The sequence below is a fragment of the Ruegeria sp. genome (genome assembly GCF_965221235.1).
In the GTDB taxonomy this organism is placed as follows: Bacteria; Pseudomonadota; Alphaproteobacteria; order Rhodobacterales; family Rhodobacteraceae; genus Ruegeria.
The window spans coordinates 286,535-307,078 of the sequence record NZ_CBDCRS010000004.1 but is presented as its reverse complement, the minus strand read 5'-3'; the positions used below and the strand labels follow the sequence as shown (position 1 = coordinate 307,078).

Sequence of the window (20,544 nt, the reverse complement as noted above, 5' to 3'; positions counted from 1 at the left end):
GAAAACGGAGGCTTCTGATGCTGTGGCTGCATATCGGCATGCCCAAGACCGGCACGACGGCGTTGCAGGCTTATGTGCGGCACAATGCGGCCCAACTCGAAGAGGCCGGGTTGCACTATATGGAGGCCGGGCGTCGCAGGCTTGAGGGCAGCACTCGGCTTGCGATCAGCCACAATATCATCGCTTTTCACATCAACCAAAGCGGCGAACCCGTTGATCCGTTTCGGGAAATGATGGCCACCGAGTATGAGGTGCATCGCAGCAAGACCTGTCTTGTATCGTCCGAGATGTTCTATTCCTGCAACCTCAATACGCTGGCGCAGATATTCGCTGACATCCCCTCGCGCGCGCTGCGGATTGCCTTCTATTGCCGCCGGTATTCCGACTTTCTCGAAGCCGACTACAAGCAGCGGGCCAAGAATGGCCGGCTGAACAGCGGAGCGTCCGATTTCGTGCGGGATCGGCTGGCCAGTGTCCGGGCAAACCCCGCCGAGTTCACGTTTGCGGCCAAGATGGAACAGATCCGGGCGGCGTTCCCGGGTGTTGTTGTCGAGCCGATGCTGTACGAGCGCTCGCAGATGGTGCAGGGCCATGTGGTCGACGATTTCATGTCTCGTGTGGGTGTGGATTTGCCCGATGGCGGCGCGGTCAGCCCACCGTCGAACCCATCCCAATCCCGCGCGGCCAGCGAGGCTTTTGGGATCGTGTCACGCGCGATTGGGCGGAAGGAAAGCCGCCGCTTGCGCCGCCGCGTGGTCGATGATCCCGTCATGGTGCGGCGCAACGATGTGCTGGAACCGGATGAGCGCCTTTGGCTGGACGATTTCCTGTCGGGACATGACAACGAGTTTCATCAGGAATTCTTTGCAGACCGGCCACAGCTTTTTCAACCGGTTGAGCTGAGCGCCGAGGATCAGAAATTCCGCCGTGACGCGCCCGAGGAATACGAGGCGTTGCGCCATGCCTCTGAGATTGTATTTCGCATGGCGCTTGAGGAGTGACCTTTAGGGTTCGATCGCAATTTCCTGACGCTGGCGGCCTGTTGTCTTGTCGAAGATGAGAATGCGGTTGTCATCTGTAACCACCGCGTACCAGTTGCTGCCGATGGTCACGGCTTGTGCCTTTGCACCATCGGGCAGTTCAACCTGATCGGGCAGGGTGGGGGTTCGGTCCGATAGTCGGATGACAATCAGTGCGAATGTCACTAGAACCCCGCCAATCATCACCGCGGTCAGCAGCATGACCATTCTCCGCAGCAGGCGAAGCTGTGGAGTTTCCTGCGGTTCTTGGGGTTCGGAAGGGACAGTCATGGGCACCCGTCAGATTGAATTTCAAATCGCGGCCGATCCGCCGCCACGCCTTGATAAGGCGCTTTCGCGGGATGTGCCAGCGGATGAAAACCTGTCGCGGACGCGGCTGGCCAAGCTGATTGACGAAGGTGCCGTGCGGATCAACGGCTTTGCCGTGCTTGATCCCAAGGCTAAGGTGGCCGAAGGCGCGACCATCTCTATCACCGTGGCCGAGGCCGAGGACAGTCATATCGGCCCCGAGGATATTCCGTTGGAGGTGGTCTTCGAGGATGCCGACCTGATCGTCATAAACAAACCTTCGGGTATGGTCGTGCATCCTGCGCCGGGGTCTCCGAACGGGACGCTGGTGAATGCGTTGCTGCATCACTGCGGTGACGACCTGTCCGGTGTGGGTGGGGTAAAGCGCCCCGGTATCGTGCATCGGATCGACAAGGAAACCAGCGGCTTGCTGGTGGTGGCCAAATCGGACGCGGCGCATCATGGCCTCGCTGCTCAGTTCGAGGCACACACAGTCGAGCGTTACTATCGCGCGATCTGTTACGGCGTGCCGGATGCGAATGACCCGCGCCTGCGTGGGGTGAAAGGCGTCAGCTTTGAACCCGGCAATATCATGCGCCTGACCACACAACTGGCCCGACACAAGACTGACCGCCAAAGACAGGCGGTGTTGTTCCACGGCGGGCGTCACGCTGTCACACGCGCGCGGCTGGTTGAAACGTTCGGTGATCCGGCCGGGCTGGCGCTGATTGAGTGCTGGCTGGAAACAGGACGTACCCATCAGATTCGCGTCCACATGGCCCATGCGGGGCATGGATTGGTGGGCGACCCGGTCTATGGAGGTAAGCGCAAACTGGCTGCAAAGGCGTTTAGCGCTGCCACTTCCGAGGCCGTGCGCGCGTTTCCGCGACAGGCTCTGCATGCAGCGGTTTTGGGGTTTGAGCACCCGGTGACAGGCGAAAACCTGAGGTTTGAGGCCGAGTTACCGGAAGACATGCAGAAATTGATTGAACAGCTTCGCGCGCCACTGACATAATGCGCAAAGTTGCGTGAATAACAATTTCTTAGCTTTCCTTTATCAATCGTTAATTCCAAACTGTTAACGGTACCTCTTGAACGGATTGGGACGGCTTCCCATATCCATGTTAACGACTTAAACATTTGTCGGAGGGACATGAAACATGGCAAATTACGCAAATCTCCCCGCGCCGACGCCGGAAGGCGGACTGAACCGCTATATGCAGGAAATTCGTAAGTTTCCGCTGCTGGAACCGGAAGAAGAGTACATGCTCGCCAAACGTTGGGTGGAAGAGCAAGACACTGAAGCGGCTCATAAAATGGTCACCTCGCATCTGCGACTGGCGGCGAAGATCGCTATGGGTTATCGCGGCTACGGTCTTCCGCAAGCTGAGGTGATTTCCGAGGCAAATGTGGGCCTGATGCAAGCGGTCAAACGGTTTGATCCTGAAAAGGGCTTCCGTCTGGCGACCTATGCGATGTGGTGGATCCGTGCCTCGATCCAGGAATACATTCTGCGGTCGTGGTCGCTGGTGAAACTCGGCACGACCTCGGCGCAGAAGAAACTGTTCTTCAACCTGCGCAAGGCCAAGGCACGCATCGGTGCATTGGAAGAGGGCGACCTGCGCCCCGAGAACGTGGCGCAAATCGCCAATGATCTGGGTGTGACCGAGGAAGAAGTCATCAGCATGAACCGCCGGATGTCCGGTGGCGATGCTTCGCTGAACGCGACCGTTGGGTCCGAGGGCGAAGGCACCATGCAGTGGCAGGACTGGCTGGAGGACGAAGATGCCGATCAGGCCGGTGACTACGAAGCCCGCGACGAGCTGGATGCCCGGCGTGAGCTTCTGGCGGCTGCTTTGGACGTCCTGAATGATCGGGAAAAGGACATCCTGACTCAGCGCCGCCTGATGGAACAGGCCGTTACGCTGGAAGAGCTGAGCACGCAGTACAATGTCAGCCGTGAACGCATTCGCCAGATCGAAGTGCGCGCCTTTGAAAAGCTGCAAAAGAAGATGCGGGAATTGGCTCGTGAAAAGGGTATGCTGGGCGCGATGTAACGCCTGCAGAACTAACAGAAAGGCCCGCCGCGATGGCGGGCCTTTTTCGTTGTGGTGATTGAGTCCGGCCACACGGCTTGAACATAGCTCGGGGTGTACGGTAGCGGCAACGCAATGGGAAAAATATTTAGCAACAGCGCTTTACCCGCGATTCCCGATCTACTTCAGCTGCTGCCGGAAAACCCGGACCATGTTTTCGCCCATCACCTTGCGCACCTGCGTTTCGCTCAACCCCTGATCCAGAAGCGCGGATGTTAAAGCGGCCAGTTCCGATGTGTCGAACGCGGTCTCGACCGAACCGTCATAGTCCGATCCCAATGACACATGATCCTCGCCCACAGTCGCAATTGCCGCTTTTATCATTTTGGCAATGCCGGTTGGTGTGATGTCCCCGCAGGTAACGTCCGCCCAGTAACCCATTCCGATCACGCCGCCGGTTGCGGCAATCTCTTGCATAAGATCATCCGGGAAGTTTCGTTTGACCGGGCAGAAACCGTGCAGCCCTCCGTGACTGACGATCAATGGGACATCTGTCATTGCGACTACATCCCGGGCGACCTGCGGGCTGGAATGGGCGAGGTCGATAACCACCGGTCGCTGCGCTAGCTCGGCCACAACCTGACGTCCGAAATCGCTCAGCCCGGTCTCACCGACCCCGTGCAGCGAGCCGCCCAGTTCGTTGTCGAAGAAGTGGTGCAGACCAAAGACACGATGTCCTGCGTCGAACAGAGTGTTGAGGTTCTCCAAGTCGCCATCCAGCGCATGGGCGCCTTCGATGCCCAGAATGCCCCCCACCACAGGCTGGCCGACGACGCGGGCCTTTAGAACCGCCTCAAGATCGGCGCGGGATTTCACGACTTTCAGTTGCCCGTCCGAGGCTGCCTCAAACCGATGCAGTTTCTCAGCCTGATAAACGGCGCGTTCCATGAGGCTGCGCCAGGTGCGCGCGGGCCATAATTGCCCGACGGCAAGAAGGGTGATGTTGTCAAAACTGTCGGCCGAGTTCGCCTCGTAGTTCTGCCCGGCCGGGGATTTGGTCACGGCGGTAAAGACTTGCAGTGCCACATTGCCCTCGATCAGTCGGGGAATGTCGACCTGTCCTCGGGTCCCGCGCTGGGTCAGATCACGACGCCACAGCAGGGGGTCGGCGTGCAGGTCGCCAACGATCAGAGTTTCGTGCAGTTCGGCTGCTTGGTTCGACACATCATAAGGTTCGTGGTCGATCACACTGTTGCGACCGGCTTCGATATAGGACGGAAGAAATCCAAAAAACACTACCGCCCCGGCGATCACGGCGATCGCGAGCAGCCCGGCCAGCCATTTGAAAAATCTGCGCATTTCTGTGGTCTCCTGAAAGATGAATGCAGATTACGGCGATCATCGACAGAGAAAAGACTGACTTTGCGTCTTTTGGTTGCTACAGAAGTCCCGAGTAGGCCCGTTAGCGATAACTTTCAGATTCGACGGGATGTAACGGATGTTGGAGGGGACTATGCAGGAAACGGTAAAATGGGGTGTTCTGGGGGCCGCGAAATTTGCGCGCCAATACATGGCCCCGGCAATTCACGCGGCCAACGGGGCGCGGCTGTCCGGGCTGGCCACATCGAGCGCCGACAAGGCCCTTCCGTTTCAGGCATTTTGCCCCGATTTGACGGTCTATGACAGCTATGACGCGCTGTTGGCGGACCCGCAGATTGATGCGGTCTATATCCCTCTGCCAAACCATCTGCACGCGGACTGGAGCCTTAAAGCGCTGGATGCAGGCAAGCATGTGTTGTGCGAAAAGCCGATGACCATGCGTGCTGATGAGTTTGATGCTCTGATCGAAATACGTGACCAGACCGGGTTGCTGGCGGCTGAGGCTTATATGATCGTCCACCACCCGCAGTGGCAGCTTGTGAGACAGCTGATCGCTGACGGGGCCATCGGCAAGTTGGTGCATGTGACTGGCGCGTTCAGCTTTGACAACCGTGCGGATACCGGAAACATCCGAAACCGGGCCGAGACAGGCGGTGGCGGATTGCGGGACATTGGCGTCTATGTGATCGGCAGTGCCCGCTATGCGACCGGGCAAGAGCCACAAGTGGTCGAGTCAACGATCCGGTGGGAGGACGGGATCGATGCGTTTACGGAAATCCGCGCGCAGTTCCCGGATTTCACCTATTCCGCCTATGTCTCGATCCGAATGCACCCGCATCAAGAGATGGTGTTCCACGGCGAGGGCGGGGTGATCCGTCTGACCGCACCCTTCAATGCGCGGGTCTTTGGTGAGGCGCGGGTTGAACTGCACCGACCGGGGCTTGAGGTGCAGGTCACACGTTTTCCGGGCGAAGATCACTACAAGTTGCAGGTCGAGGCATTTTGCAACTCGGTTCGTCAGGGGGCAGAGTATCCTTGTCCGCTTGAATTCTCGCGCGGCACCCAAGCAATGATTGACCGGGTCTTTGAAGGGGCAGTTTCGCTACCCTGACTTGCCACGCGTTATGCACCTCGGTTATTCTGCCCGTCACCCAACAGGAGAAGACCCATGGCTGGCGGCTGGGCGCGCGACGGCGCGGTAAGTGAACAGATCGAAGCGTCCATCTCGGACGAGCTTGCCCGCATGCAAGCGCAGAAGCGCCCCGTGGGCGAAAGCCTGACCCATTGTGCTGAATGCGAAGAGCCTATTCCTGAAAAACGGCGTATGGCTTTGCCGGGCGTCAAGCTGTGTCTGGATTGCCAGCAGGAACGCGACGGTGCGTTCAAGTCGCGGTCCGGTATCAACCGGCGCGGTTCCAAAGACAGCCAGTTGAAATAAGCGAGGCCTGAGGGATGCCTGATACCAAACTGATGCAAAACGGTTTGGTTCTCGGGTTTCTGGCAGCGTTCCTTTGGGGTACGCACAGCGTGATCGTGCGCTATCTCACCAGTGACCTTGGCGGCTTGCAGATCGCGGTGACGCGGCTATTCATTGCTGCCCTTGCCATCTACTGCATGTTGCGCGTAATGCGGGTTTCGGTGTCGATCCGGCTGGGGGATTGGAACTTTCGGCTGGCGGTTCTGTCGACCGTTGTAAACTACATCCTGTTCCATATCGGGCTGGAATACACCGGCGCAGCAAATGCGATGGTGCTGGAAAATACCGCTCCGTTTTTTGTTCTGGTGTTTTTGTATTTCTTTGCCGACACACCGGTCACGCGAACAGATGTACTGGCCACTGCGCTGGCCATTCTGGGTGTATTTCTAACCGTTTACAGGGATTTTCAGGGGGGCGGAGAGCCCTTGTACGGCGATTTCCTGGAAATCGGGGCGGGCCTCAGCTGGGCTGTTTTCCTGATTTCCAGCAGCCGTGCGATGCGCAGTTCCAAGTCAACCGGAGAACGGTTGAATTTCTTGTTCGGCATTTTCTTGTGTGCGGGCGTATTGCTATTGCCGCTGGCCGCCTTTTCGTTGCAGGTGCCAACGGCCAATGACGTAGTGTTCCTAATCCTGTTGGGCGTGTTGCCAACCGCGCTGGCCTACTACCTTTGGTATGAGGCCGCCGCGCGGTTGTCGACGCTGACGGCGACCTTGATGTTCGCCGCGTCGGTCGTGTTCACTTTCGTAAATTCGGCGCTGTTTCTGGGGGCCACAATCACTCCGATTGCGGCCCTTGGCGCTGTGCTGATTGTGGCCGCCGTGTTCCTAACGACCAAAAATCAAAAGTGATCAGTCTTCCATTGCTTCCAGTTCGTCGATGAAGCCCGAGATCATCGACAGGCCCTTGTCCCAGAACTTGGGATCGCTTGCGTCCAGCCCGAACGGAGCCAGCAACTCCTTGTGGTGCTTCGATCCACCAGCGCGCAGCATTTCAAAGTATTTTTCCTCGAACCCGTCCGCGCCACCTTCGTAGACCGAGTAAAGCGCGTTCACGAGGCCGTCGCCAAACGCATAGGCGTAGACGTAGAAGGGCGAGTGGACAAAGTGCGGGATATAGGCCCAGAAGGTCTCATACCCGTCCATGAATTCGAACGCGGGGCCGAGGCTTTCTGCCTGAACGCTCATCCACAGGGCGTTGATGTCGTCCGGGGTCAACTCACCTTCGCGGCGGGCGGCGTGGAGTTTGCATTCGAAGTCGTAGAAGGCGATCTGACGCACGACCGTGTTGATCATGTCCTCGACCTTACCGGCCAGCAGAACCTTGCGCTGCTCTTTGGTTTCGGCCTTATCCAGCATTTTGCGGAAGGTCAGCATTTCCCCGAATACCGAGGCGGTTTCGGCCAGCGTCAGTGGTGTCGAAGACAGCATCTCGCCCTGATCGGCGGCCAGAACCTGATGCACGCCGTGGCCCAACTCATGCGCCAGTGTCATCACATCACGCGGTTTGCCCAGATAGTTGAGCATCACATAAGGGTGGACGTCCGTCACGGTCGGGTGCGCGAAGGCACCCGGCGCTTTGCCGGGTTTCACCGCAGCGTCGATCCAGCCTTTGGAAAAGAAGGGCGCTGCGATCTCACCCATACGGGAATCAAAGGCGTTATAGGCGTCCATCACCGTTTTCTCGGCCTCATCCCAGCCAACGGTGCGGGTGTCTTCCATCGGCAACGGCGCGTTGCGGTCCCAGACCTGCATGACGTCCAGCCCCAGCCATTTGCGTTTTAGCTCGTAGTAGCGATGGCTGAGCTTGGGGTAGGCGGCAACAACGGCCTCGCGCAGGGCTTCGACCACTTCGGGCTCTACGTCGTTGGACAAGTGGCGACCGGTTTGCGCTGTCGGCATGTTACGCCAGCGGTCGACGATTTCCTTTTCCTTGGCTTGCGTGTTGTGGACGCGAGCGAAGGTTTTGATGTTATCCTGAAACACGTTAGCCAACTCGCGCGAGGCGGCTTCGCGTTTGTTGCGGTCCTGTTCAGTCAGCAGGTTCAGGGTGCCTTCGATGTTCAGTTCCTCGCCGTCAACGTCGAAGGTCAGCCCGGCGATGGTTTCGTCGAACAAGCGTTCCCAAGCGTCACCGACAACGCCCAGATCGTGCAGGAACTTCTCCAACTCGTCGGACAACTGATAAGGCTTCATCGCACGGATACGGCGGAACACCGGTTCGTAGCGAGCCAGATCGGTATTCGCGTCGAAATGCGCCTTGAGCAGGTCATCTTCGATGCGATTGATCTCAAGGGTGAAGAACACCAGCGGCGTGGTAAAAACGGTGATCTTTTCCTGCATATCTGACAGGAACTTGGCGCGATCGGCGTCGGTGGTCAGCTGGTAATACCGCAGACCGGCGAAGGACATGATGCGACCAGCTATCGAATTGATCTTCTCGTTGCGCTGTACGCAGGTCAGGAGGCCTTCGGCGTCCAGTTCAGCCAGTTTGCCCTCGTAATCAGCAGCAAAGGCGGCGCATTCGCCCTCAAGCCATTCCAGATCGCGTTCCAGTTCCGGCGCGTCTTCCGAACTGTACAGATCAGTCAGATCCCATTCCGGCAGGTTGCCAAGATCGCCGGTTCCACCGGCTGCGTTTGCGTCACGGACAGGAAAGGGAAGGTCGCGCATGGATCACCTCGGAAAATCTGCTTTGGCAAACATCTAGGCGCGGGCGGCCTGAACCACAAGCCGCCTTTGCGTGAGGTTTTGTTCAGGCGGAGAGCGTCGGCCCGGAAGATATGCAGGTTGGCGCGTCCTGAAAATGTGCTGCCAGTTGGTCAAAGACCGGGCCACGGACGTCCGGGGCCTCCATCATCACTTCATGTTCACCGTCGGGGATTTCGACCAAAGTGCCGTTGGGCCAGTTCGCCATACGCGCGCGAATGGCCTTGCGGTCAACAATCTGTTCATGGCTGCCCAGATAGGTCAGGCACGGGGTTGCGGGCGCGGTCTGCTCCATCAGCCAGGCGCATTCGTCGAGAGCCTCGCGCAGCCAGATCGTTGATGGCGCGGCCAGGGCTAACTCGGGATGTGCTGCCAATTGGTCTTTCATCATCTGATACATCGACAGATCACGGGTCAGCACGTTACCTTCGAAAGGCTGCGAAACAACGTAGCTTTCCAATGATGTGGTCGGAGGTGTCTTTTCCCCCAGGCCGATCCGTGGCCCCCAATAAGCGGTCAAGCGGCTGAGCGGCTTCATGATCGGGGTGAAAAAGATGCCCCACATCGGGCCGGTAAAGGCGCAGGCAGCAAAGCAATCGCGCTCGAGCACCGCGCGCAGGCCGATAGCACCGCCCATCGAGTGTCCGATCACATACCAAGGTTTCGGCAGGGCAAGCTTGGCAGCAAGGTCCAACGTGGCGTGGACATCCTGCTGGTAATCTGTGAACTGATCGACATGTCCTATACGCGGGTCGTCCAGCAGGCGGTCAGCCAAACCCTGACCGCGCCAGTCAACGGCCAGAAATGCGTAGCCCCGGCTGACGAATTCACCCGCGGCATTGCCGTATTTTTCAATATATTCCGTCCGGCCGGGGAACATGAACACCGTGCCGATTGCGTCGCCTTGGGGTAGCCAATGGCCGACACGGACGCGGGTGTTATCCGCAGTTGTCACCCAATGGGCTGCGCCACCAGCGGGGCCGCCGGCCACGTCTTCGTAGAAAGGGGCCGGCGAAAACTCCATCAGGCCAGTACCGAGGCGAGCTTCATGGCGATACCCATATCGCCGTCCACGCTCAGCTTGCCGGACATGAACGCACCGGTCGGGTTCAGGTCGCCGCTGAGGATCTGCTCGAACGTGTCGGCGTCTGCGGTCAGGGTGACATCTGCCTCATCATCGCTGACACGCGCGCCGTCAGCGTCCAGTACGATTGCGCCCAGATCAGCAATGGCAAACTTGGCCGAAGCGTCAAATGCGCCGCCAGACAGTTTTTCGTTCAGCGCGGCTGCCGCTTTTTCCAGAATGTCGCTCATGGTATTCCTCATTTTGTTAGTGCGCCGTGAATGGACATCCCCGGTCGCAACGCTACACTGAACATTGTTATGGGCATTGCAATCATCAATCTCAAACGTACCGTCGCGGCACTTTTTGTCACGGTCATGTTTTCCACCAGTTCGCTGGCGCAGCAGGCGGACCTGCGCGATGAGGTCGCGCTGTTGCAGCAATTGGCGCAATCCACACCGGAACAGGCGATTGGAATCGACCGCCAGCTCAAGGCGCTGTGGTCGCAATCGGGTTCGGCCTCGGCCGATCTGCTGCTTGAGCGCGGGCGCGAGGCGTTGGATGACGGGGATACGCTGACCGCGATTGAACATCTGACAGCCCTGACAGACCATGCACCGGACTTTGCCGAAGGCTGGCACCTGCGGGCGTCGGCGTTTTTCGGGATGGATCGGTTTGGCATGGCTGCCGCAGATCTTGAGCACGCGCTGACGCTAAACCCCAATCATTATGAGGCTATTTTTGGTTTGGGCCTGATTTTCGAGATCATTCAACAGCCTGATAAAGCGCTAGCGACCTATGAGCGCGCGCTGGCTATACATCCCCATCACGAAGAAGTAACCAATGCGGTGAATCGACTGAAGCCTCAGGTCGAGGGCTCGGCCCTCTGAAGAACCGGGGCAGGGGGCAAAGGTGAGCGGGTCATCCCGAATCGTGGCCGTACTTGGCCCGACAAACACAGGTAAAACCCATTACGCGATTGAGCGGATGCTGGGGTATCGTACCGGCGTGATCGGCCTGCCGCTGCGTCTGCTGGCGCGCGAGGTTTATGACAAAATCGTTGCCATTCGTGGCCCCTCGGTCGTGGCATTGGTTACGGGCGAGGAACGGATCGTTCCGCCGCGCACCCAGTATTGGGTCTGCACGGTCGAGGCGATGCCCGAAGGTATGGGCGCCGATTTCGTGGCCATCGACGAGATTCAGCTGTGTGCCGATCCCGAACGCGGCCATGTCTTTACCGACCGCCTTCTTCGCGCGCGCGGCACCAATGAGACGTTGTTTCTGGGCTCCGACACCATGCGCGGCCCGATTGCTGCTTTGGTCCCCGAGGCGCAGTTCGTACGTCGCGAACGCATGTCCCAACTGGTCTATGCCGGATCGAAAAAGATCAGCCGCATGCCTCCGCGCAGCGCGATTGTCGGGTTTTCCGTCGATAACGTGTATGCCATTGCCGAGTTACTCCGCCGCCAAAAGGGCGGGGCCGCTGTTGTCATGGGCGCACTCAGCCCGCGCACGCGTAACGCGCAGGTCGAACTCTATCAGAACGGAGAGGTCGATTATCTGGTCGCCACCGACGCTATTGGAATGGGGCTGAACCTTGATGTGAACCATGTGGCGTTCTCATCCCTGTCTAAGTTCGACGGTCGCCGGATGCGGCCCTTAGCCCCCAACGAATTGGCTCAGATCGCCGGGCGGGCCGGGCGTGGCATGTCCGATGGCACCTTTGGTGTGACCGGTGAGGCTCCGCCGCTGGACGAAGGTGTGGCGCAAGCGATCATGGACAGCCGCTTTACGCCGATGAAAAAGCTGAACTGGCGGAATGCTGCCCTTAAATTTGGCTCGGTTGACGCGCTGATCGACTCGCTTGAGGTCAGCCCGAATGACGAAAACCTGATCAAGGCACGCCCTGCCGACGACCTGAACGTGCTGAAATCGCTGTCGCAAGTGACCGAGGTCGCGGCGCGTGCCAGCGACCCGCAATCCATCCGTTTGCTGTGGGATGTGTGCCGAATCCCCGATTTTCGAGGCATCAGCCACGCTGAACATGCCAGCCTGCTTGAGGTCATCTACGGCCACCTACACGAGCGTAGCTCGATCCCCGACGACTTCATGGCGCGGCAAATCCGCCGGATTGATCGCACGGACGGGGATATTGATGCGCTTTCCAAAAGGTTGGCATATATTCGCACCTGGACATATGTTGCGCAGCGAAATGAATGGGTGCGCGACGAATCACATTGGCGTGCGGAAACGCGCACTGTAGAAGACAGGCTGTCGGATGCTTTGCATGACCGTCTGACCAAACGATTTGTGGACCGGCGTACATCGGTTTTGTTGCGCCGGCTCAAACAGAAGGAGGCCCTTTTGGCCGAAGTAAATGACAAGGGTGAAGTGACCGTCGAAGGCGAATTCGTCGGTCGTCTGGAAGGGTTCCGGTTTAGCCCGGACAAAAGCGCGCAAGGTACCGAGGCGAAAGCTTTGAAATCGGCATCCTTGCAAGCGCTCGCGCCGCAATTCCATCTGCGCGCCGACCGCTTCTATAATGCGCCCGATACCGAAATTGATTTCACCGATCAGGGCGGCCTGATGTGGGGCGAATATGCTGTCGGCAAACTGGTTGCCGGGGCTGAGCCTCTCAAGCCGATGGTCGAGGTTTTTGTGGATGAGGCCGCAGGCCCGGATGTCGAACAGAAAGTGCAGCGTCGGTTGCAGCACTTCATTGACCGCAAGGTGGCTGCGCTGTTCGAGCCGCTGCTGAACCTTTCGCGAGATGAGGAACTGTCCGGTCTGGCCAAGGGCTTTGCTTTCCGCATGGTCGAAGCGCTGGGCGTGCTGCCCCGCGCGCAGGTCGCGCAAGAGGTCAAGGATCTGGATCAGGACGCTCGTGGCGCACTGCGCAAGCATGGCATCCGTTTCGGTCAATTCACCATCTTCATGCCACTGCTACTGAAACCCGCCCCGACGCGCTTGCGTCTGGTTCTGTGGGCGTTGGCTAACGGGTTGCAGGAATTCCCTGATGCGCCGCCTCCGGGTCTGGTCACTGTGCCGGTCGCCAAGGACGCGCCACAGGGCTACGACACAATGTGCGGCTACCGCGATGCGGGTGAACGCTCGATCCGGATCGACATGCTGGAACGTCTGGCCGATATGCTGCGCGCTGAAGACAGCAGGGGCGGGTTTGAGGCCAAGCCCGACATGCTGTCCATCACCGGGATGACGTTGGAACAGTTCGCGGACCTGATGAAGGGGCTGGGCTACAACGCCGAACGCGGTGAGCGTGAAAAGGTCAAGGCAACTCCGGCTGAGCAACCTGTCACAGAGGCGACGGATCAACCTGCCGCCGAAGAAACACCGGCACCTGACGCGACAAGCGAAGAGGTCGCCGCACCCGCCGAGGCGCCAGCCGAGGCCATCGAAAGCACCGAGGCGGCAGCCGAGGCTCCGGCTCCGTCCGCGGAAGAACCTGAGGCCGAGGTGTTCTATACCTTCACCTGGGGACGTCAGCGTCAGCAAAGCCGAGGTCCGCGTCGTGAACAGCGGCAAGGGCAGGGCAAGGGTAAGCCGCGTGGTAAGCCTCAGGACGGTCGCGGCAAACCGCAGGGCAAGAAGGGTGGTAAGCCGCAAGGCGCCAAGACTTTCTCATCCCGCCCGCCCAAGAAGGAAAAGGCGATCGACCCCGATAACCCGTTTGCTGCTGCGCTGATGGGATTGAAGGGCGATAACTGAAACGCTCATGGCCGAGGCCAAGCTGCGGATCGACAAATGGCTATGGCAGGCGCGGTTCTTCAAGACCCGCAGCCTGGCGGCCAAACAGGTCAGCGGCGGGCATCTGCGACTGAATGGAAACCGGGTGCTGAAACCGGCGCAGGCGGTTGCACCCGGGGATGTTCTGACCTTCCCGCAGGGGCGTATCGTGCGCGTTGTACGGATCGAAAAGCTGGGTGAACGGCGCGGTCCGGCCCCCGAGGCGCAGACGTTGTACTTCGATATGACGGAAAAGCAGGATAAGGCCCCGTCAAACCCCGGATTTGAGGGAAAAGGTCGTCCGACCAAGAAAGATCGGCGCGCGCTTGATCTTTCTCGCACCTTCAAGGGCTGATCCACCCTTGAAGAGGGTGTAATACTGGATTAGCTAGACGCCCAAACCGTAAATGGGATTCCGACTATGACCTATGTTGTCACCGAAAACTGCATTGGCTGCAAATACACCGACTGCGTCGAAGTGTGCCCGGTGGACTGTTTCTATGAAGGTGAGAACACCCTGGTCATTCATCCCGATGAATGCATCGACTGCGGTGTGTGCGAACCCGAGTGCCCCGCCGACGCAATCCGCCCCGATACTGAGCCGGGCATGGATCAGTGGGTCGAGTTCAACCGGAAATACTCGGAAATGTGGCCGGTGATCGTGACCAAGAAGGACCCGCTGCCCGAAGCCGAGGAACGCGACGGCGAAGAGGGCAAGATGGAGAAGTATTTCTCTGAAGCGCCCGGTGAAGGTGGCTAAGCGATTCGCCCTCTGAACTTGTCGGTTCAGGTGTAGAATCTGGTTGTAGCGTCTTGAAAAACAAAGGGTTTCACGGCCCAACGTGGGCGTGACCTTTCAGGTGTCGCAATTTTGTGATATACTTAGAAGCTGAATGATGAATGAGATGGGGATGTGCTCCGTAAGTATGTGTGCTTTGGAGTTCTGATTTTATGACAAAACAGCCACCTGACGGGGCCTAGAATGGCCGCGGCTAGGGTATTTTGTCGTCCGCATCTCGCTCTGTAACCAAGGATGAACCTGTATGTCTAAGTCGAAAAAGCTTGAGTTCCGCCCCAACGATTACGTTGTCTACCCTGCCCATGGCGTCGGCCAGATCATCTCGATTGAAGAGCAGGAAGTCGCGGGATTTTCGCTTGAGCTGTTCGTCATCTCGTTTGAAAAAGACAAGATGACCCTGCGGGTGCCGACCAATAAAGTCACCGAATCCGGTCTGCGGTCGCTCAGCTCGCCCGATGTCATCAGCCAGGCTATGAAGACGCTGAAAGGCAAGGCCAAGGTCAAGCGCGCCATGTGGTCCCGCCGGGCGCAGGAATATGAGCAAAAGATCAACTCGGGCGATCTGATCTCGATTGCCGAAGTGGTCCGCGATCTGCACCGCACCGACGACCAGCGCGAGCAGAGCTATTCCGAGCGTCAGCTGTACGAAGCTGCGCTTGAGCGTCTGACCCGCGAAGTCGCCGCCGTATCCGGCGCTGGCGAAGTATCCGCTGCGAAGCAGGTTGATGAGGTTCTGACCTCGCGCGCGGCGGCCTGATCTCTGCCAATCATGATTTCGGGGCCGCTCCTGACAAGGGGGCGGCCTTTTTCATGTCTGGCCTTGGTGAAATCCGCGTTTGCCGCTAATTTTCCAGCAAGCAGAGGCGGATAGATGGCCCGGATAAAGCAAACCGTTAAGTTTCTGTACATCGCGCATGAGCCGATTTCGATCTGGTTCCGCTATGGTTTGATCCTGTTTGATGCCGTGTCGATCATATTCTTCGTGGCCACCGCAAATGTCCCGCATGGGCCGGGGCTCACTGTTGCCAGCCTGTGCGTGGGGTTTATCATCCTGTTGGATTTTCTGGCGCGGCTGTGGATTGCGAAGGATCCGTGGAAACTGCTTCGCAAGATATACACTCTGGCCGATATCGTGGTTATCGCCTCGCTATTGCTTGAACCGTTTTTGCCCGGAAATCTGGCATTTGTTCGTATTTTGCGAGCGTTGCGCCTGATCCATTCCTATCACCTGCTGCGGGACCTTCGCCGGGACAGTCAATTCTTCCGTACCCACGAGGATGCGGTGATCGCGGCGATCAATCTAATGGTCTTCGTCTTCGCCACCTCTACGGCGGTATTGGTGTTCTTCATCCCCGACAACAGTCAGACGGCCTATATTGACGCGCTGTATTTCACCATGGCGACGCTGACCACGACCGGGTTCGGGGATATCACGCTGACAACTCCGGGCGGGAAGCTGTTTTCAGTGTTCATCATGGTGGTCGGGGTGGCGTTGTTCGTGCGTCTGGCCCAAGCGATCTTCATGCCGCAGAAAGTGCGCCACAAATGCCCCAGCTGTGGGTTGTTTCGACACGACCCGGACGCAGTGCATTGCAAGCATTGCGGCGAGGTCATCCGGATCGAAACGGGCGGAAGCTCTTAGATCGCGACCAAGGCAGCCGTCAGGAATGCAAGCTCTGCAAGTTGTTGCGTCGCGCCCAGAATGTCTCCGGTCTGGCCGCCGATTTTGGTTCGGGCGGTTGCCGCCAGCCCGGCGATGATCAGGGCGGCAACGAGAATAGGCCACAAGGAGCCAATTCCCATCAGCACGAGCGCACAGAGCAGCGCCAGCCCAAGCCCTGCTACGGTCGTGGCGGGCCGCGGTCCCCCGACCGAATGGCTCAGCCCGCTGTTGCGCGCGTTGGGCAGGGCCGTCATCAGAACCGGCATGAAAGCGCGCGAGGTGATGCAAGCCGCAAGGATTGCGCCATAGGCACCGGCCATCAACAGGGTTGCAACCAACGCAACCCGTGCAATCTGCGCGAAAATCAGCGCCAGAACACCGTAGGCACCGATATGGCTGTCCTTCATGATCTCAAGGCGTCGTTCCCGGGTGAAGCCACCCCATAGGCCGTCCACGGTATCTGCCAGACCATCCTCGTGCATCGCGCCGGTGGTCATGACCAATACAGCAATCAGGATCACAGCGCTGACCGGTGCGGGCAGGTTCATTGCCATTGCGGCCCAACCGGCGGCGCAGGCCATCAACCCGACAATCAGCCCCACCACCGGGAAAGCCCACGCGGCGTCAGCCTGTCGGGCAAAGACCGTTTCAGGCAGTTTGGGCAGTGGCAGGCGGGTCAGAAGCACCAGCGCCAGCGGAATATCCCATGCAGAAAACAGGTTGGTGTCGTTTTTATGCACTCCTGCGCCTTTCGGGGTCTTGTTGGATTGGACGCTTCGGTTAAACACACAGGACCACTCTGATGCAACGAGGCTTTGGATGCTGCCCGAACTTAATGACCTGAAAACCTTCCGCGATGTCCTGAGCAAGGCGTCCGGCCCGGATGATGCTGCGCTGCAAGGGGCGGCGGATCGTAACGGGCAACTGACCAAACCGCCGGGTGCGCTGGGGCGGCTTGAGGATCTGGCGATCTGGTATGCCGGGTGGCGAGGTGATGCGCGCCCACAGATCAGCGCGCCTCAGGTCATCGTGTTTGCGGGGAACCACGGGGTGACAGCGCAGGGCGTTTCGGCCTTTCCGCCTGAAGTGACCGTGCAGATGGTGATGAACTTTGAACATGGCGGGGCGGCGATCAACCAACTGGCCAAAGCCGCCGGTGCCACAATGGACGTTCACGCGCTGGAGTTGGACCGGCCTACAGCCGATTTCACCACAAGTCCTGCGATGTCGGAGGATGAGCTGTTGCAGGCCCTGCGCACCGGGTGGACCGCCGTTGACCCCAAAGCCGATCTGCTGGTGGTTGGCGAGATGGGCATCGGCAACACCACCCCAGCGGCTGCGATTGCATGCGCCCTGTTCGGCGGAGACGCAGCCGACTGGACTGGACGTGGTACCGGTGTGGATGATGCCGGGCTAGCCAACAAGACCCGCGTGGTGGCTGAAGGGGTGGCCCTGCATGGCGGTTCCGGCGATGGGTTGGACATCCTGCGCTGCCTCGGCGGGCGTGAGATCGCAGCCATGGCCGGAGCCATCGCTGCCGCCCGGGTTCTGCGCATTCCGGTCATCCTTGACGGCTTTATCTGCTCGGCTGCGGCAGCCTGTCTGGCGAATATCTCTGCCGGGGCTCTGGATCACACGGTAGCAGGACACCAAAGCGCAGAAGGTGCGCACGGGGCAGTGCTTGAGAAGCTGGGTAAACAGCCCTTGCTAACCCTTGGCCTGCGATTGGGTGAGGGTTCGGGCGGCGCGCTTGCGATCAACATCCTCAAAAGCGCTGTGGCCTGCCATTCCGGTATGGCAACATTTGCCGAGGCCGGCGTCTCGGACGGGTAACTCTGACGGCCTGATCCGAACCCCGGTTCAGGCCGATTTCTGTGCGTGTTTTTCCGCCAGTTCCAGCAGCTCAGTTTCCAGCTGTTTTTCGAATTGCTGGGCGCGCTCGATGTATTTCTTGTTCTCTGCCGTCGGCGTCCCGGGTATCCACAGCTCGGCCAGATCGCGGATCGAGGCCCGGTCATGGTGATAGAATGTCTGTTCCGCCTGCGCGGCCTCGTATTCGCTGAGGCCGATGTTTTCGAGCACATAGCGCCCGGCCCGCAGTGAACTGTCGAACATTTCCCGCACGATGTCGTTGGCACCGGCCTGATACAGCTCATACACATGGGTGCGGTCATGAGCACGGGCGATGATATGCAGGTCAGGGCGATGACGCCTTGCATAGCTGACCAATCGCGTCACCGTCTTGCGGTCATCCATGGCAGCGACCAGAACCGCAGCTTTCTCAAGCCCCGCGGCCCGCAACAGTTCGGGACGGGTCGGATCGCCCAAAAAGCCTTTGACACCGAAGCGGCGCATAAGTTGTACCGTCTCGATATCGTGGTCCAGAACGACAGTCTTGAAACCGCTGGCACGGACCAAACGGTTCACGATCTGACCAAAACGACCAATACCGGCGATGATCACCGGGCCTTTCTCGTCGATCTCATCCGGTTCGGGTTGGGGGCTGTTATCGCCGATGCGGCGGGACAGCAGGTCGTAGATGATGAACAGCAACGGCGTGATCAGCATAGTCAGGGCGATGATCATCAGCAGCTTTTGCGACAGATCCGGTGGAATGACGTTTTGCTGAGTAGAAAAGGCCAGCAGCACAAAGCCGAACTCACCCGCCTGTGCCAGACCCAAAGTGAACAGCCAGTGATCGCGCCCGCGCAGCTTAAAGGCACGCCCGACGACGTACAGAATGATCCCTTTGGTCAGGATTACCAACAGCGCCAGCCCGATCAGCTCGAACGGGTCGTTGAAGAAATAGGCCACGTCGATCCCTGCGCCGACGGTGATGAAGAACAGGCCAAGGAAAAGGCCCTTAAAGGGCTCAAGGTCGCTTTCCATCTCGTGCCGGAATTCCGAGCTGGCCAGAACGACTCCTGCCAGAAACGCGCCCAGAGCAGGGGACAGGCCCACCAGCGTCATCAGGAAGGAAATTCCGACCACGATCATCAGGGCCAGCGCAGTGTACATCTCGCGCAGGCGAGTTGCATGGATAAAGCGGAAAAGGGGGCGCGTCAGGTAGACCCCGGCAAAGATTACGAAGGCGATTGCACCGAGGGTGACAAGCGTAACAGCCCACCCCGGTAGCCCTTCGACCAGAGACAGGCTGTGATGGGCGGTGTCATGGAGGTCTTTCACACCGCGATCAATGGACCCGTCCGCTTCGATATGGGGCAACGCGGGCAATGCCAGCAGGGGCAGCAGGGCCAGGATAGGAATAACCGCGATATCCTGCGTCAACAGCACCGAGAACGTGGCACGGCCCCCGTTCGTCTGCATCAATCCCTTTTCCGAAAGGGTTTGAAGCACAATCGCCGTCGAGGACAGCGATAAGGTCAATCCGACTGCCAAGGCCACCGACCACGGATGGTTGGCATACATGGCAACGCCGGCGATGGCGGCTGTGGACAGCCCAACCTGAAGGCCGCCCAGCCCCAACAGCCTGTCCCGCATATCCCACAGCGCGCGAGGCTCAAGCTCTAGCCCGATAAGGAACAGCATCATGACCACGCCGAACTCGGCGACGTGCTGAAGGCTTTCGGTTTCTGCGCCGACAAGGCCGAATATCGGGCCGATGACTATCCCAGCAGCCAGATACCCAAGAACGGACCCCAAACCCAGACGGGCCGATAACGGCACGGCGATCACGGCGGCAGCCAGATAGATCGAAGCCTGGTAGAGGAAGTCGTCCATGTTGGTCCTTTCGGTCGGGTCAGGTGGGCAAGGGGGCGTCGCGTTTCAACTGGTCCATTACAATCTGGCTCTGGACCCGCGCCACCGCAGGATGCGGTAGGATAACCTGATGAAGCAAGCGATTGAGGGCGTTCAAGTCGTCGCAGTAGACATGTAGCAGGTAATCCGCCTCTCCGGTCATCGTCCAGGCGCTGGTGATCTCGGCGCGCGTGTCGACAAGGCGGGCAAAGCTTTCGGATTGTTCGGGCCCGTGGGTTCCCAGATGAACCTGAACGAAACCCTGAACATGCAGCCCAAGCTTCAGCGGATCCAGACGTGCGGCATATCCGGTAATGTATCCTTCGGCCTCAAGCCTTTGCCGTCGCCGCCCGGCCTGACTGGGCGACAGGTTCAGCATCTCGCCCAGCTGATGTGCGGTCAGGTGCGCATCCTTCTGCAAGGCTGAAAGAAGGCGCGTGTCAGTGGCATCCAGCATATGCGGAAATTCTCCGGTAATTGCCGAAAAGTTGCGGGATTTGCGCGTGTGATCCTAGTTTAAACGAAAACTATGCGCAGAAACAGCGCCAAATAAGGCGTATTTTGGAATCAGCAAAGAAATTCCTGTT

At 58.9% G+C, this 20,544-nt stretch carries 21 protein-coding genes; 13 read left to right on the top strand and 8 right to left on the bottom strand.

The window, feature by feature from the left end; translation table 11 throughout:
• Window positions 1-17: 17 nt before the first annotated feature.
• Window positions 18-1,001 carry a hypothetical protein gene (locus ACOQOY_RS04505; protein ID WP_420584290.1) on the top strand — a complete coding sequence of 328 codons (984 nt, stop codon included), beginning with the start codon at window positions 18-20 and terminating at the stop codon, window positions 999-1,001.
• 3 nt (window positions 1,002-1,004) lie between these two features.
• Here the strand turns inward: ACOQOY_RS04505 and ACOQOY_RS04500 are convergent, their stop codons facing one another.
• Window positions 1,005-1,310 (bottom strand): DUF6476 family protein, encoded by a 306-nt coding sequence (locus tag ACOQOY_RS04500; protein ID WP_420584289.1) that lies wholly within the window; start codon window positions 1,308-1,310, stop codon window positions 1,005-1,007.
• Here ACOQOY_RS04500 and ACOQOY_RS04495 point away from each other — a divergent pair.
• Together ACOQOY_RS04495 and rpoH are read left to right on the top strand one after the other, a co-directional pair.
• Window positions 1,309-2,343, top strand: coding sequence for an RluA family pseudouridine synthase (locus tag ACOQOY_RS04495; protein ID WP_420584288.1), 1,035 nt, complete (start codon window positions 1,309-1,311; stop codon window positions 2,341-2,343). The two genes, ACOQOY_RS04500 and ACOQOY_RS04495, sit on opposite strands and share 2 nt — an antisense overlap.
• A 145-nt stretch (window positions 2,344-2,488) precedes the next feature.
• Complete coding sequence (rpoH, locus tag ACOQOY_RS04490) at window positions 2,489-3,385, top strand: RNA polymerase sigma factor RpoH (protein WP_420584287.1); 897 nt, start codon at window positions 2,489-2,491, stop codon at window positions 3,383-3,385.
• Window positions 3,386-3,544: 159 nt separating this feature from the next.
• On the opposite strand, the gene ACOQOY_RS04485 is transcribed toward rpoH, so the two are convergent.
• Window positions 3,545-4,723 (bottom strand): dipeptidase, encoded by a 1,179-nt coding sequence (locus ACOQOY_RS04485; protein ID WP_420584286.1) that lies wholly within the window; start codon window positions 4,721-4,723, stop codon window positions 3,545-3,547.
• 154 nt (window positions 4,724-4,877) lie between these two features.
• Here ACOQOY_RS04485 and ACOQOY_RS04480 point away from each other — a divergent pair, with 154 nt between their 5' ends.
• The 3 genes from ACOQOY_RS04480 to ACOQOY_RS04470 are packed head-to-tail and all read left to right on the top strand — an operon-like array spanning window position 4,878 to window position 7,072.
• Window positions 4,878-5,855 carry a Gfo/Idh/MocA family protein gene (locus ACOQOY_RS04480; RefSeq protein ID WP_420584285.1) on the top strand — a complete coding sequence of 326 codons (978 nt, stop codon included), beginning with the start codon at window positions 4,878-4,880 and terminating at the stop codon, window positions 5,853-5,855.
• Window positions 5,856-5,912: 57 nt separating this feature from the next.
• Window positions 5,913-6,182 (top strand): DksA/TraR family C4-type zinc finger protein, encoded by a 270-nt coding sequence (locus ACOQOY_RS04475; RefSeq protein WP_420584284.1) that lies wholly within the window; start codon window positions 5,913-5,915, stop codon window positions 6,180-6,182.
• A gap of 14 nt (window positions 6,183-6,196) precedes the next feature.
• On the top strand, window positions 6,197-7,072 hold the full coding sequence (locus ACOQOY_RS04470) for a DMT family transporter (protein ID WP_420584283.1): 876 nt from the start codon (window positions 6,197-6,199) through the stop codon (window positions 7,070-7,072).
• Here the strand turns inward: ACOQOY_RS04470 and ACOQOY_RS04465 are convergent, their stop codons facing one another.
• From ACOQOY_RS04465 to ACOQOY_RS04455, 3 genes are all read right to left on the bottom strand, one after another.
• Entirely contained in the window at window positions 7,073-8,893 is a 1,821-nt protein-coding gene (locus tag ACOQOY_RS04465; RefSeq protein WP_420584282.1) for a M3 family oligoendopeptidase, read from the bottom strand.
• An 82-nt stretch (window positions 8,894-8,975) separates the two neighbouring features.
• On the bottom strand, window positions 8,976-9,953 hold the full coding sequence (locus ACOQOY_RS04460; RefSeq protein WP_420584281.1) for an alpha/beta fold hydrolase: 978 nt from the start codon (window positions 9,951-9,953) through the stop codon (window positions 8,976-8,978).
• The gene (locus ACOQOY_RS04455) at window positions 9,953-10,243 is read right to left on the bottom strand and encodes an SCP2 sterol-binding domain-containing protein (RefSeq protein ID WP_420584280.1); all 291 of its coding nucleotides are present in this window, start codon (window positions 10,241-10,243) and stop codon (window positions 9,953-9,955) included. Before ACOQOY_RS04455 ends, ACOQOY_RS04460 begins: the two co-directional genes overlap by 1 nt.
• 30 nt (window positions 10,244-10,273) lie before the next feature.
• Between ACOQOY_RS04455 and ACOQOY_RS04450 the strand changes: the two genes are divergently transcribed.
• The 6 genes from ACOQOY_RS04450 (at window position 10,274) to ACOQOY_RS04425 (ending at window position 16,177) form a co-directional block, all read left to right on the top strand.
• On the top strand, window positions 10,274-10,882 hold the full coding sequence (locus ACOQOY_RS04450) for a tetratricopeptide repeat protein (protein ID WP_420584279.1): 609 nt from the start codon (window positions 10,274-10,276) through the stop codon (window positions 10,880-10,882).
• A 22-nt stretch (window positions 10,883-10,904) separates the two neighbouring features.
• Window positions 10,905-13,718, top strand: a complete 2,814-nt coding sequence (locus ACOQOY_RS04445) for a helicase-related protein (protein WP_420584278.1) — start codon at window positions 10,905-10,907, stop codon at window positions 13,716-13,718.
• A 7-nt stretch (window positions 13,719-13,725) separates the two neighbouring features.
• Entirely contained in the window at window positions 13,726-14,091 is a 366-nt protein-coding gene (locus tag ACOQOY_RS04440; protein WP_420584277.1) for an RNA-binding S4 domain-containing protein, read from the top strand.
• Between the two features lie 66 nt (window positions 14,092-14,157).
• Window positions 14,158-14,496, top strand: coding sequence for a ferredoxin FdxA (gene fdxA / locus ACOQOY_RS04435; protein ID WP_171121124.1), 339 nt, complete (start codon window positions 14,158-14,160; stop codon window positions 14,494-14,496).
• Between the two features lie 283 nt (window positions 14,497-14,779).
• Window positions 14,780-15,292, top strand: coding sequence for a CarD family transcriptional regulator (locus ACOQOY_RS04430; protein WP_420584276.1), 513 nt, complete (start codon window positions 14,780-14,782; stop codon window positions 15,290-15,292).
• Window positions 15,293-15,406: 114 nt separating this feature from the next.
• Window positions 15,407-16,177, top strand: a complete 771-nt coding sequence (locus ACOQOY_RS04425) for an ion channel (RefSeq protein WP_420584275.1) — start codon at window positions 15,407-15,409, stop codon at window positions 16,175-16,177.
• Here ACOQOY_RS04425 and cobS read toward each other — a convergent pair.
• A complete protein-coding gene (gene cobS, locus ACOQOY_RS04420) occupies window positions 16,174-16,938 on the bottom strand; it encodes an adenosylcobinamide-GDP ribazoletransferase (RefSeq protein ID WP_420584274.1) in 765 nt (254 codons plus the stop codon). The two genes, ACOQOY_RS04425 and cobS, sit on opposite strands and share 4 nt — an antisense overlap.
• A gap of 79 nt (window positions 16,939-17,017) precedes the next feature.
• Between cobS and cobT the strand changes: the two genes are divergently transcribed.
• Window positions 17,018-18,031 (top strand): nicotinate-nucleotide--dimethylbenzimidazole phosphoribosyltransferase, encoded by a 1,014-nt coding sequence (gene cobT, locus ACOQOY_RS04415; protein WP_420584273.1) that lies wholly within the window; start codon window positions 17,018-17,020, stop codon window positions 18,029-18,031.
• Between the two features lie 27 nt (window positions 18,032-18,058).
• Here the strand turns inward: cobT and ACOQOY_RS04410 are convergent, their stop codons facing one another.
• Both ACOQOY_RS04410 and ACOQOY_RS04405 read right to left on the bottom strand, forming a co-directional pair.
• Window positions 18,059-19,939: a monovalent cation:proton antiporter-2 (CPA2) family protein gene (locus tag ACOQOY_RS04410; RefSeq protein WP_420584272.1), complete on the bottom strand. Its 1,881-nt coding sequence runs from the start codon at window positions 19,937-19,939 to the stop codon at window positions 18,059-18,061.
• A 19-nt stretch (window positions 19,940-19,958) separates the two neighbouring features.
• Window positions 19,959-20,414, bottom strand: coding sequence for an Lrp/AsnC family transcriptional regulator (locus ACOQOY_RS04405; RefSeq protein WP_420584271.1), 456 nt, complete (start codon window positions 20,412-20,414; stop codon window positions 19,959-19,961).
• Window positions 20,415-20,544: the final 130 nt, after the last annotated feature.